Raw genomic sequence first — 12,889 nt, 5'->3', positions numbered from 1 at the left:
CGATCACCTCGCGGGGCGCTCCGCTTGATCAGCGGGGATCGTTTCAGTTCGCAAGCTACGTTGGTGCGGTGACGGCCGACGCGGGGGACCTTGAAGCGGTGCATCCCGAACCCTCGATAGACCGATGGGCTGGCATCGCCACCGCATCCGCCATCATCCCCTGGGCCGCTTTCGCGGCCATTCTTGGCGTGGCATGCTTCACGACGCTCAGCGGCACGAGCGATGAGGGCGAGGAAGGCATCACTGTCGTCTTTGGTCTTCTGCTGCTTGCTGCCGCGGGCGGATTGTGCCGAGCGACCGGCAAGGCTCTCACCCGCCTCAGCCGCAGGGTGACGGTCGGCCTGGGGTTCATGCTCGCCGCCCTCATCGTCTCCGTGTGGGTCATCGGCTGGTCGATAGGGGCAGCATCACGCGGGGAAAGTCCCCCATCCGAGCTGCCGGTGTGGACTTCGACGATCGTTCTCACCGGCTTCACTTTGCCCGTGGCTCTCGTCGGCCTGCTCGCGACGCTCGCCGTCGCCCTTCTTCGCCGCCGTCGCTAGACGCCCTTCACCTGCGGGCGCCCTCAATCTTGCGAAACCGATCGGTTTCGCATCGGGATCACGCTCGCGAGGCCGAAAACCCCGAGTGCGTTACCCCTGTCCGGGTGCCCCATACGTCGAGCCGTCGGGCAGTGGAGGGCAGGAGGCGGTGTCGGTTTGTGCGGCGACCTCCGCCCGGATCGCAACGTCCCCCTCCTTCTTCGCGAGCGTGTAGACGATCCCTTCTTGCGAACCGGGCGCGGGGATGTATCCGACGATCGCGGAATCGACCGGTCCCCTTTCCTCGGTCGCGGGACCGAAGTTCGTCGTCACGAGGTCGGCGGTGGGGTTCTCGATCAGCCAATTGGCCGCGTCGACCACGGTCGTGTCGGGGATGACCCAGAATCCTTCCAACTGCTCGTAGGGGCCGCATGGCCACCCGGTGTAGGAGTTGAAATCGCCGGGCGAGGTGTCCGTGCGTACCGCTCCCGGTGGGAGGTTCGCCGCGTCGAGCCATGCCTGGGCTTTCGCGAGCGCCGCGGCATCTCCCGCGACACCCGCGGAAGATTCGCTGGGCTGAACAGGAGCAATCCGATCTTCGTCTCCGGCGCCCGGGACGACATTCGCACCGGACGCACACCCGGTGAGAGCCAAGACGACCATGACAAACGCACTGGGTATGACGAGAAGTCGACGCCGCATAGCCAACACCGTATCGCCGGTCGCGGTGTCCGACGGTGCGCGAGATCGCGAGATCAGCGCGAATGCGGTCCCCCTTTTGGACTACAGACGGGATGTGTGATGACCCGTACCGTGGACACCTCCTGCCCCCAGGTCAGCGAACTGGTGTTCACGTCCTTTCAGCCGGGATTGCGCACAGGGAGATGGGCAACCCCCCCACAAGACGTGCGCCAACACAAATCCCGTCGGATGGCGAGGACAAATCGACGTGGACCTCACCAATTGGGCTGACCCCTACGGAAAGCACTACAGCCCCGCGAAGAACCTGAACTGCTCGCCAGCATGACCCACCTCGACCCCCCATCAAGGTATGGCCCCGTGAGCGATGTCCACGTCACACCCAACTCCGCTCAGCTTGCCCCGATCGATATTTCTGCGGCAACCGTGACCGCCCTGGTGATCATGTGTGACCTGGACGAAGCGACACATGCTCCTGACGAACGACTACTGCTGATGCAGATCACGCAGTTCCTCCGCTTGTCAGATGGGTCTCTCATTCGACTGGACATGGACCGGGGCCTCTCGAGATACCGGCACGGTCCCACCGAGCCAATCTCGTGGAAACGGCCTGCCCGCGAAGTTGTCGCCGAGGTCGTGACCCTCGTTCAATCAGAGGCCCTCGAACCCAACGCATTTCCCTGGGACCTGTACGCGGAGGCAGCGCAGCGTCGCGGCATACGCACGAACGCCGCTGACCTCTCTGACATCCCGTGGTCAGTGTTCCTATCCACTCAGCTCGCCGAGGCATACGAAATGTAGACGTCGATCGTTTCACGGACGAATTTGCACAGAGGGACCGGGCCGATTGAGCCCGGTCCCTCTGTCGTTGGCGATCATCGCGGCTGGAGAGGGACTAGTTCGAACCCGCTTGCTCGCCTTCGATATCACCAGGTTGCTCGAGGAGAAGTCCCGCACAACGGCGGCGAGCCGTTCGAGCCGAGGGGAACCCGCGTGATGACGGACGGCCGGACCCGTTCTAAAGTGCCAGGGTGAGCTACCTCGTTGACGACGACCGTGACCGTGTCGACACGGACATGGTCTGGGGTGCGCTGCGCGAGGCTTACTGGGGAAAATGGCGCAGCCGAGATGACGTCGCCACTCAGATTCGTGAGGCGTGGCGAGTGATCGGGGCCTACGACGCGCAAAGTGGCGAGCAGGTCGGCTTCGCCCGCGCCGTGTCTGACGGCCTCGGTTTTGCGTATCTCGCCGACGTCATCGTGCTGGAGGAGCATCGCGGAAACGGTCTGGGTAAGAGGATCGTCAAGGCGATGATCGACGACGGCCCCGGCGCGCATTTCCGCTGGACGCTTTTCACCAGCGACGCGCACGGCCTCTACGAGCAGTTCGGGTTCACCGACCCCGGGCCGACGGCCCTTGTTCGCCCAGCGGGAGAGCTCCCGATCCACGCCACCCAGGCGCCCGTGCGCGACTGAGATCCCGACTGCGCTCACACCGCGTTCGCACGACGCCCGCAGGGGTCGTTATGAGCGACGTCGCCCACCCCCACAGCTCGCCCGCCGGCTCGACGCGATAACGCGGCCCTTCGTCGGTGCAACGCAGTTCGATCGTGTCGGCCGTCTCGTCGCGAGCGTTCACCACGACACCGCTCTTCCCCCGTCCCCCGGCACGAGGAGTACGCCCTCAGCCGCGGCGACCCGAGCTCGCGCGCACCACGAGCGACGTCGGCACGAGCGTGCGGGCGTGCTCTCCCCCGGCGCCCTCGATGTCGGCGATCAACGCGCTCATCGCCTCTTCACCGACGCGCTCGAAGCGCTGGCGCACGGTGGTGAGCGGAGGCCAGAAGTTGGCCGCCTCGGGCATGTCGTCGAAGCCGACGACACTGACGTCGCCCGGCACGTCGCGGCCGGCCTCGTGCAGGGCGCGGATCACGCCGAGCGCCATCTGATCGTTCGCGGCGAACACCGCCGTGACGGCGGTGTCGTGCGCGAGGGCGGCGCCGATGCGATGCCCCGAGTCGGCGGTCCAGTCACCGATCTGCACCGCGGGCACACGGCATCCGCGGTCCTCGAGGGCGGCGTGCCACGCGTGACGGCGACGCTCGGCGGCGAAGGACTCCGGCGGTCCCGAGACGTGCCAGACGGTCGCGTGACCGAGGTCGAGCAGGTGCTCGGTGGCCAGACGGGCGCCCTGCGCCTGGTCGTTGTCGACGACCGCGTACGGGTAGTCGGCGCTCGAGTCGACCACCACCACGGGCAGTCCGGTGGGCAGCGACAACTCGTTCTCACCGAGACGGTGGGTCTCGATCAGGATCACCACGCCGTCGACGGCGTGTTCGCGCAGACGCGAGAACGCCCCCGACACGTCGGACTGCGAGGCCGAGTGCACCGTGATGAGGGTGATGGAGTATCCGGATGCCGCGGCCATCGACGCGAGCGCATCGAGCGTGCGCGTGTTGCCGTAGGAGCTCAGCGAGAACATGATCACGCCGATGCTGCGGAACCGGCCCGATCGCAGCGCTCGCGCCGCACTGTTGGGGCGGTAGCCGAGCGACGCCATGGCGTCGAGGACGCGCTGGCGAGTGTCGGGATCGACGTTGGTGCGGCCGTTGGCCACGCGCGAGACCGTCTGGCCCGACACCCCGGCGGCGGCGGCCACATCGGCCATCGACACCTCGCGCCGGCGCTCTCGCGCCGGTGTGGCGGTCGACGCCGTCGTCGTCTCGCTCATGCCTGCCCCCTCGGGATGTTGACGTTGACACCTTAGCGGGGGTCGAGTTATGTTTACGTCAACATTCCGACCGCCCGGCCCGAATGCGCATCAACGAAGAGGCACTGGACGATGACGACCACCGCGGCACCCCCGCCCGCGCTGCGCACCCCGCGGCGCAAACGGCGCACCCGAATCGACGACCGCGGCTGGCTGTTCGTCGCCCCCTTCGCCGTGGTGTTCGCGCTCGTGTTCCTCGCCCCCCTGGCGTACTCGATCTACCTCAGCCTGTTCCGCGACCAGCTGGTCGGCGGCAACGCGTTCGTCGGCTTCGAGAACTACGTCACCGCCTTCGGCGACGAGAAGTTCTGGGACGGTCTGGGCCGCGTCTCGATCTTCCTCGTCGTGCAGGTGCCGATCATGCTCGTGCTGGCCCTCGCGGCCGCCCTCGCGATCGACAGTGCGCGCCTGCACGCCGCCGGTTTCTACCGCATGGTGATCTTCCTGCCCTACGCGGTGCCCGCCGTCGTGGCCGTGCTCATGTGGGGCTACATCTACGGCGACCAGTTCGGCCTGACCCGCAACCTGAACGACCTGCTCGGCGGGAACGTCGTCCAGCCGTTCCTCCCCGAATGGATGCTGCTGTCGATCGGCAACATCGTGACCTGGCAGTTCGTGGGCTACAACATGCTCATCTTCTACTCGTCACTCAAGACCATTCCGGGCGAGCTGTACGAGGCGGCCTCGATCGATGGGGCGGGCGCCTGGCGCACGATCTTCTCGATCAAGATCCCGGCGGTGCGCGGCGCGGTGGTCATCGCCACGATCTTCTCGATCATCGGCAGCTTCCAGCTTTTCAACGAACCGAACATCCTCAAGCCGCTGGCCCCCAACACGATCTCGACGTTCTTCACGCCGAACATGTACGCCTACAACCTCTCGTTCGCCGGCCAGCAGTACAACTACGCGGCCACGATCGCCATCATCATGGGCGTCATCACCGCCGTCATCGCCTACGTCGTGCAGCTGCGCGGCTCACGTCAGGAGGCGCGATGACCACCGCGACCGCACCCCGCACCGACACCGTCTCGGTGACCACCCCGCGTGCCGGCGGCACCCGCCGCCGCTTCGCCCGCACCTCACCCACCCAGGGCAAGAAGTCGATCGTGCTGGGCATCGTCATGGGCCTGTACCTGCTGTACACGCTCGTGCCGCTGGCGTGGCTGGTCATCAACGCCACCAAGACCCAGCCCGACCTGTTCACCACCTTCGGGCTCGGCCCCGGGAACAGCTTCGCGCTCTTCGACAACATCGCGCAGACCCTCACCTACCGCGACGGCATCTTCCTGCGGTGGCTCGGCAACACGCTGCTGTACGTCGCGGTCGGCGCCGGTGGGGCGACGCTACTGGCCACGCTCGCCGGCTACGGCCTGGCGAAGTACAACTTCCGCGGACGCAAAGCCGTGTTCGCCGTCGTGCTCGGCGCGATCGCGGTGCCCGGCACGGCGCTGGCGGTGCCCACCTTCCTGCTGTTCAGCCAGCTGGGCATCACGAACACCCCGTGGGCGATCATCATCCCCTCGCTCATCAGCCCGTTCGGCCTGTACCTCATCTGGGTCTACGCGACCGACGCCATCCCCACCGAGCTGCTCGAGGCCGCCCGCATGGACGGCGCGGGCGAGTTCCGCACGTTCTTCACGATCTCGATCCGCCTGCTCACCCCCGGCATCGTCACGGTGCTGCTGTTCGCGGTGGTCGCGACGTGGAACAACTACTTCCTGCCCCTGATCATGCTGAGCGACCCGCAGTGGTACCCGCTCACGGTCGGCCTGAACCAGTGGAACGCACAGGCCACCGGCGTCGGCGCGCAGCCCATCTACAACCTCGTGATCACCGGAGCGCTGCTGTCGATCATCCCGATCGTGGCCGCCTTCCTGCTGCTGCAGCGCTTCTGGCAGTCGGGCCTGAGCGCCGGCAGCGTCAAGCAATGACCCCCTGACTCCCCCTGAACGCGCGCGCCCCTCTCGGGGCACCGCGTCTGCACCCGCACCACATCCACAACAACGAAGTAGAGGAATCCGATGACATTCATGCGTTCTGGCACCGCCCGGCGGGCCGTCTTCGCCGTCGCCGCCACCGCCCTGACGGTGGGCGCGCTCACCGCCTGCTCGGGTGGCAACTCCGGCGGCGGCGCCGCCGCCGGCACCGCCGACGACATCGAGAAGGCCCTCGAGGCCGGCGGCGAGCTCACGTACTGGTCGTGGACCCCCTCGGCCGAGGCGCAGGTCGCCGCCTTCGAGGCCAAGTACCCCAACGTGAAGGTGAACTACGTCAACGCGGGCACCAACACCGAGGAGTACACCAAGCTCCAGAACGCGATCAAGGCCGGCTCGGGCGCCCCCGACGTCGTGCAGATCGAGTACTACGCCTTCCCCCAGTTCGCGCTCTCGGACTCGCTCGTCGACCTGTCGTCGTACGGCTTCGCCGACCTGAAGGGCGACTACAGCACCGGCACCTGGGGCTCCGTCGACTTCGACGGAAAGATCTACGGCCTCCCGCAGGACTCCGGCCCCATGGCCCTGTTCTACAACAAAGAGGTCTTCGACCAGTTCGGCATCGCCGTTCCGACCACCTGGGACGAGTACTACGCCGCGGCCCAGAAGCTGAACGCCGCCGACCCCACCAAGTTCATCACCGCCGACACCGGCGACTCGGGCTTCACCACGAGCATGATCTGGCAGGCCGGGGGCACTCCCTTCACGACCTCGGGCGACGCCGGCACCGACGTCGCGATCGACCTGCAGGACGACGGCTCGAAGAAGTTCGCCGACAACTGGAACCGCCTCATCGAGGGCGGCCTCATCTCGGACACCCCCAGCTGGAGCGACGAGTGGTTCAAGGGCCTCGGTGACGGCTCGATCGCCTCGCTCGTGATCGGCGCCTGGATGCCGGGTGTGCTGGAGTCCTCGGTCGCCGACGGCGCGGGCAAGTGGGCCGTGGCCCCGATCCCGACCTACGACGGCACGGCCGTGACGTCGGAGAACGGCGGTGGCGGCCAGGCCGTCACGAAGCAGAGCAAGAACCCCGCTCTGGCAGCCGGCTTCCTCAAGTGGCTGAACAACGACGAGGAGAGCCTGCAGATCTTCGCCGAGTCGGGCGGATTCCCCTCGACCACCGCGCAGCTGAGCGACCCCGCCTTCGTCGACAAGGAGTCGGAGTACTTCGGTGGGCAGCAGATCAACCAGGTGCTCACGCAGGCCTCGAGCGAGGTGCGCGAGGGCTGGAGCTACCTGCCGTTCCAGGTGTACGCCAACAGCATCTACGGCGACACCGTGGGCCAGGCCTACGCCAACAAGAGCGACCTGAACGCCGGCCTCACCGCCTGGCAGGACCAGCTCGTGCAGTACGGCAACGACCAGGGCTTCTCGGTCAACAAGTAAGCAGTTCCCGGGGGCGGGTCGCATCGTTCGCATGCGGCCCGCCCCACCCGTTCCCCCGCCTGGAGAACCCATGAGCACCCCCACCCGCATCGTCGTGGACCGCACCTCTGTCGGAGCCGTCGTCCCCCGCCGCCTGTTCGGCTCGTTCGTCGAGCACATGGGCCGCTGCGTGTACGACGGCATCCACTCCCCCGAGCATCCGACCGCCGACGCCGACGGCTTCCGCGCCGACGTGCTCGAGCTGGTGCGCGAGCTCGGCGCCACCGTCGTGCGCTACCCCGGCGGCAACTTCGTGTCGGGCTACCGGTGGGAAGACGGCGTCGGCCCCCGCGCCGACCGACCGGTGCGGCTGGATGCCGCGTGGCACAGCACCGAGACCAACCAGGTCGGTCTGCACGAATTCGCCACCTGGGCCGACGCGGCCGGTGTCGAGCTGATGGAGGCGGTAAATCTGGGCACGCGCGGGGTGGCCGACGCCGCCGACCTGCTCGAATACGCCAACCACCCCGCCGGCACCGCGCTCAGCGAACGACGCCGCGCGAACGGCCGCGACGAGCCCTTCGGCATCCGCCTGTGGTGCCTGGGCAACGAGATGGACGGCCCCTGGCAGATCGGCCACAAGACCGCCGACGAGTACGGCCGCCTCGCCGCCGAGACCGCCCGCATGATGCGCTTCCTCGACCCCACCGTCGAGCTGGTGGCCGCCGGCAGCTCGAACCACGAGATGCCCACGTTCGGCGCCTGGGAGCGCGGCGTGCTCACCCACACCGCCGGTCTCATCGACCACATCTCGGTGCACGCGTACTACGAGGAAGACCCGGACGACCCGGCGAGCTTCCTCGCCAGCGGCGCCGCTCTCGACCGCTACATCGGCGACGTCGCCGACATCATCGACGAGGTCGGCGCCACGACCCCCGACGGGGGCACCGTCGGCATCAGCGTCGACGAATGGAACGTGTGGAACCAGACCCGGTGGAACGAGGTCGACAAGCCGCGCGTGTTCACCGGCGACTGGCCCGTCGCCCCCCGCCTGATCGAGGACGACTACACCGTGACCGATGCCGTCGTCGTGGGCTCGCTGCTGATCACCCTCATCCGCCGGTCGGAGCGCGTGTCGATGGCCAACCTCGCGCAGCTGGTCAACGTCATCGGCCCCATCCGCACCGAGCCCGACGGCGGAGCCGCCTGGCGCCAGAGCACGTTCCACCCCTTCAAGCTCACCGCCGAAGCGGCATCGGGCCGGGTCGTGGTCCCCCTCGTCCAGGGCGCCACGATCCACACCGCCCGCCACGGCACCGTCGACGCCGTCGACGCGGTCGCCACGATCGACGGCGACCACGTGTCGGTGTTCCTCGCCCACCGCGACCTCGACGCCCCCACCGAGGTCGCGCTCGAGCTGGGCGCCATCGCCGACGTCGAGGCGGTCGTCGTCACGATCCCCGCGGGCGGCGACCGCCACACCACCAACTCCGCCGACGCCGAACCCGTCGCCCCCGCCGAGCTCCCCGTGAGCGTCGGCGACGACGGCATCCTGCGCCTGACCCTCCCCGCCCTGGCCTGGGCGCGCATCCGCGCGCGGCTGGTCGACTGACACCCGAAAGACACCGTGACGACCTTCACCATCGGCGAGACCGACTTCCTGCTCGACGGGCGACCGCACCAGGTCATCTCGGGGACGCTGCACTACTTCCGCATCCACCCCGAGCACTGGGCGGATCGCATCCGCACGGCCAAGGCCATGGGCCTGAACACCATCGAGACCTACGTGGCGTGGAACGCCCACGAGCCCGTGCAGGGGGAGTGGGATGCCACCGGGGCCAACGACCTCGGACGCTTCCTCGACCTCATCGCCGACGCGGGCCTGCACGCCATCGTGCGCCCCGGGCCCTATATCTGCGCCGAGTGGCACAACGGCGGGCTGCCGGTGTGGCTCACCTCGACGCCGGGGATCGGCATCCGCCGGTCGGAGCCGCAGTTCGTCGCGGCGGTGTCGCAGTACCTGCGCCGCGTGTACGAGATCGTCGCTCCCCGCCAGATCGACCGCGGCGGCAACGTGGTGCTCGTGCAGATCGAGAACGAGTACGGCGCGTACGGCTCCGACAAGGAGTACCTGCGCGAGCTCGTGCGGGTGACGAAGGACGCCGGCATCACGGTGCCGCTGACCACCGTCGACCAGCCGATGCCCTGGATGCTCGAGGCCGGGAGCCTGCCCGAGCTGCACCTCACCGGCTCGTTCGGCTCGCGCTCCGAGGAGCGCCTGACGACGCTGCGCGAACACCAGCCCACCGGCCCGCTCATGTGCAGCGAGTTCTGGGACGGATGGTTCGACTGGTGGGGCAGCATCCACCACACCACCGACCCCGCGGCATCCGCCCACGACCTCGACGTGCTGCTGGCGGCCGGCGCCTCGGTGAACATCTACATGGTGCACGGCGGGACGAACTTCGGCACCACGAACGGCGCGAACGACAAGGGCCGCTTCGATCCCATCGTCACCTCATACGACTACGACGCGCCCATCGACGAGTCGGGCCACCCGACGGCGAAGTTCCACGCCTTCCGCGAGGTCATCGCCCGGTACGCCCCCGTCGAGGGCGAGGTGCCCGCCGAGCGTGCGGCGGCCCCCGCGCTCGAGGTCGCCCTGACCGGCGAGGGCGAGTGGATGCCGGAGGCCGGCGAGGCCGCGATCACCGACGCCCCCGCCAGCTTCGAGCAGCTCGGCCACCTCGGCGCACTCGTGCGCTACGACGTCGACCTGCCCGCGTTCGACGACGCAGCGGGGGTCCTCGTCTTCGGCGAGGTGCGCGACCTCGCGTGGGTCGAGGTCGACGGCGTGCCGGTCGGGCGACTGTCGCGGTCGTTGCACGAGCGCGCCCTCGCGATCCCCGCGGGCGCGCACCTCACGGTGCTCGTCGAAGACCAGGGGCGCGTGAACTACGCCGATCGTCTCGGCGAGGCGAAGGGGCTCATCGGCGACGTGACGATCGACGGGCAGCCGCTCACCGGGTGGACCTCGACCCCGATCGAGGTGACGGCCATCGCGGCCGCCCGCTCGGGCTCGGACTCGGGCGTCGTGGGCCGCTCGGCCCTGCGCGGGTCCTTCTCGCTCGACGCTCCGGCCGACCTCTTCCTCGACACCGCGGCCTGGGGAAAGGGCTACGCCTTCGTCAACGGGTTCTTCCTCGGCCGGTACTGGCGCACCGTCCCGCAGAACACGATGTACGTGCCCGCCCCCGTCACCCGGGCCGGCGCGAACGAGATCGTCGTGCTCGAGCTCGAGCAGGTGCTCGAGCCCGTGGCACGGTTCGTGGCGGCACCGTCGCTCGGGCCGCTCGAGGAGTAGGTCGCGCGGCCGACGTCCGCGCGACGCGACGGACCGGTCGACACGACGGGTCACTTCCCCGCGCTCCCGGTGAAGTACGGTCAGAGAAGGCCTCTCTCGTCGAGCGGAAGTGGGGAAACGACGGTGCCGCTGTTCGAGATGGAAGTCAGCCCGCGGGGGCGGTTCCGCGTCTTCCTCCGGGCTCAGCTCCCCTTCACGCTCGGGGTGGCGTTCCTCGTCGGCGTCGCCGGTCTCGCGGTCCCGTCGATCGCCACCACCGGGGTCGTCGTCGCCGGCCTCGCCGTCACCCTCGTCGCGACCCTGGCGGCGCTCGTCGTGCCGTGGGAGCGCCTCCCCCTGGCGTGGATGATGGCGGTCGCGGGTCTCGACATGCTCGCCGTCGCCCTGCTGCGCGCCGAGTTGCTCGCGCTCTTTCCCAGCGTCACGATCCTCGCGATCTTCCCCGTGCTGTGGCTCGCCTACGGCTTCCCCTGGTACGGCATGGCGGTCGCCGTATTCGGGGCCGGGTTCATCACCTCGTTCCGCTTCGCCTACGTGGGCGCGTGGCCCGCGAACGCCGTCGAATGGGTCACCGTCGTCACCCTGCCGACCTTCATCGTCGGCGTCGCGGTCATCGTGTTCGTGGCCGCGCGGCACCTCCGCCGCAACTCCCGGCGCCTCGCCGATTCGTATCGCGGACAGGCCGCCGCCCTCGAGGAGGCACGGGATGCCGAGACCGTCGCCAGCGCCATCGTCGACACCGTCAGCGCGGGGGTGGCGTTCTACGGACCGACCGATCAGCTCGAGGTCGCCAATACCCGCGCGCACCGCTTCGCCGAGCTGGGCGGGTTCGACCTCGACACCCGCCCGTTCGCGGGACCCCACGTGCTCGCCGCCGATCGCGCGACGCCGATCCCCCCTCGGGCGCAGGTCCTCCCCCGCGCCCTGTCGGGCGAGGCCGTCGTCGACGAGCTGCAGTGGTGGGGAGCGGCCGGGACGCAGGCCGCCGTGCTCGTCTCGTCGAGCCGTCTGCGGCGACCCGACGGGCGCATCCTCGGAACGGTGGTCGTGATCCACGACGTCACCGAGCTCGCCGAGGCGATCGAGGTGCGCGAGGAGTTCCTGCACACCGTCTCGCACGAGCTGCGCACCCCGCTCACGAGCATCACCGGGTTCCTCGACCTCATCGACGAGGCGATCGACCCGGAGCAGGTCACCCTGCGTCGCTACGTCGACGTCGCGACGCGACGCACCGCCGATCTGACGCAGCGGGTCGGCGAGCTGTTCGCCGCGGGCGAGAGCGAGAAGACCCTGCGTCCCGCCTCCGTCGACCTGGTCGATGTCGTGGCCGCGGCGGTGCGCGGTGTCGCCTCGCTCGCCGAGACGCACGCGCACACGATCGAGACGACCTCGACGGGCCCCTCGCACGCCCATGCCGACCGCGCCCAGCTCGTGGTCGCCATTCGCGAGCTGCTCACGAACGCCGTGAAGTTCGGCATCCCCTCCCGCCCCATCACCGTCGCCCACGGGGTCTGCGAGGGACGGGTGCGTATCGCCGTGACCAACACCGGGCCCGGCATCGGGCGCGCCGAGCAGCGCCGTGCGTTCGACCGCTTCTACCGCACCCCGCTCGCACGCTCGCGCGAGATCCAGGGGTTCGGGCTCGGTCTCACGAACGTGCGGTCCATCGCCCTCGCCCACGGCGGCACGGTGCACATCGACAGCGTGCCCGGCGAGTTCACCACCGTCACCCTCGACCTGCCCGCGACAGCACCGGCCGCCTGAGCACCCCCGACCGGCGGGCGGGCGGGCGGGCGCGGCAGGCGCGGCAGGCGCGGCGGGCGGGCGGGCGGGCGCGGCGAGTTTGGGGCGCATTCCGTGCACCGGGGCGCACGGTGACCGCCCCGCTGCACCGATCGCGCCCCACACGCGGCCCCGGTCGAGCCGCTGCGCGGCAGGCGCGGCAGGCAGGCGGGGCGGGCGGGCGGGGCGGGTTTGGGGCGCATTCCGTGCACCGGGGCGCACGGCGACCGCCCCGCTGCACCGATCGCGCCCCAGCACCGGCTACAGCGCGGCAGGCGGGGCGCCGCGGGCGGGGCGGGCGCGGGCGGGGCGGGCAGGCGCAGCGGGCAGTCGCGGCGGGCGGGGCGGGCGGGCGCGGCGGGCGGGGCCGGCGGGGCGGGCGGGGCGGGGCGGGG

General features: G+C 69.5%; 11 protein-coding genes. 9 read left to right on the top strand and 2 right to left on the bottom strand.

Annotation, left to right across the window (positions count from 1 at the left end; all coding sequences use genetic code 11):
- Positions 1 to 68: 68 nt before the first annotated feature.
- Complete coding sequence (locus ASF96_RS15025) at positions 69 to 542, top strand: hypothetical protein (protein WP_055940501.1); 474 nt, start codon at positions 69 to 71, stop codon at positions 540 to 542.
- A 90-nt stretch (positions 543 to 632) separates the two neighbouring features.
- On the opposite strand, the gene ASF96_RS17080 is transcribed toward ASF96_RS15025, so the two are convergent.
- Positions 633 to 1,223, bottom strand: a complete 591-nt coding sequence (locus ASF96_RS17080) for a hypothetical protein (protein WP_156458895.1) — start codon at positions 1,221 to 1,223, stop codon at positions 633 to 635.
- 357 nt (positions 1,224 to 1,580) lie between these two features.
- On the opposite strand from ASF96_RS17080, the gene ASF96_RS15015 reads away from it, so the two are divergent.
- Entirely contained in the window at positions 1,581 to 2,021 is a 441-nt protein-coding gene (locus tag ASF96_RS15015; RefSeq protein WP_156458894.1) for a hypothetical protein, read from the top strand.
- A 230-nt stretch (positions 2,022 to 2,251) separates the two neighbouring features.
- Positions 2,252 to 2,695 carry a GNAT family N-acetyltransferase gene (locus tag ASF96_RS15010; RefSeq protein WP_235560626.1) on the top strand — a complete coding sequence of 148 codons (444 nt, stop codon included), beginning with the start codon at positions 2,252 to 2,254 and terminating at the stop codon, positions 2,693 to 2,695.
- Positions 2,696 to 2,903: 208 nt separating this feature from the next.
- Here ASF96_RS15010 and ASF96_RS15005 read toward each other — a convergent pair whose 3' ends face one another.
- Complete coding sequence (locus tag ASF96_RS15005) at positions 2,904 to 3,950, bottom strand: LacI family DNA-binding transcriptional regulator (RefSeq protein WP_055940492.1); 1,047 nt, start codon at positions 3,948 to 3,950, stop codon at positions 2,904 to 2,906.
- Positions 3,951 to 4,061: 111 nt separating this feature from the next.
- Here ASF96_RS15005 and ASF96_RS15000 point away from each other — a divergent pair, with 111 nt between their 5' ends.
- From ASF96_RS15000 to ASF96_RS14975, 6 genes are all read left to right on the top strand, one after another.
- Positions 4,062 to 4,985, top strand: a complete 924-nt coding sequence (locus ASF96_RS15000) for a carbohydrate ABC transporter permease (RefSeq protein ID WP_055832903.1) — start codon at positions 4,062 to 4,064, stop codon at positions 4,983 to 4,985.
- Between the two features lie 125 nt (positions 4,986 to 5,110).
- Positions 5,111 to 5,920 (top strand): carbohydrate ABC transporter permease, encoded by an 810-nt coding sequence (locus ASF96_RS14995; RefSeq protein ID WP_055940671.1) that lies wholly within the window; start codon positions 5,111 to 5,113, stop codon positions 5,918 to 5,920.
- A 90-nt stretch (positions 5,921 to 6,010) separates the two neighbouring features.
- Complete coding sequence (locus tag ASF96_RS14990) at positions 6,011 to 7,369, top strand: ABC transporter substrate-binding protein (RefSeq protein WP_200934112.1); 1,359 nt, start codon at positions 6,011 to 6,013, stop codon at positions 7,367 to 7,369.
- Positions 7,370 to 7,439: 70 nt separating this feature from the next.
- Positions 7,440 to 8,960 (top strand): alpha-N-arabinofuranosidase, encoded by a 1,521-nt coding sequence (locus tag ASF96_RS14985; RefSeq protein WP_055940489.1) that lies wholly within the window; start codon positions 7,440 to 7,442, stop codon positions 8,958 to 8,960.
- A gap of 15 nt (positions 8,961 to 8,975) precedes the next feature.
- Positions 8,976 to 10,712 (top strand): glycoside hydrolase family 35 protein, encoded by a 1,737-nt coding sequence (locus tag ASF96_RS14980; protein ID WP_055940486.1) that lies wholly within the window; start codon positions 8,976 to 8,978, stop codon positions 10,710 to 10,712.
- Positions 10,713 to 10,835: 123 nt separating this feature from the next.
- Entirely contained in the window at positions 10,836 to 12,476 is a 1,641-nt protein-coding gene (locus ASF96_RS14975; RefSeq protein ID WP_055940483.1) for a sensor histidine kinase, read from the top strand.
- Positions 12,477 to 12,889 lie beyond the last annotated feature (413 nt).

It is taken from the genome of Microbacterium sp. Leaf179 (assembly GCF_001423785.1).
In the GTDB taxonomy this organism is placed as follows: Bacteria; Actinomycetota; Actinomycetes; order Actinomycetales; family Microbacteriaceae; genus Microbacterium.
Note: the sequence above shows the minus strand (reverse complement) of the source record. Positions and strands in the feature narration are given on the sequence as shown.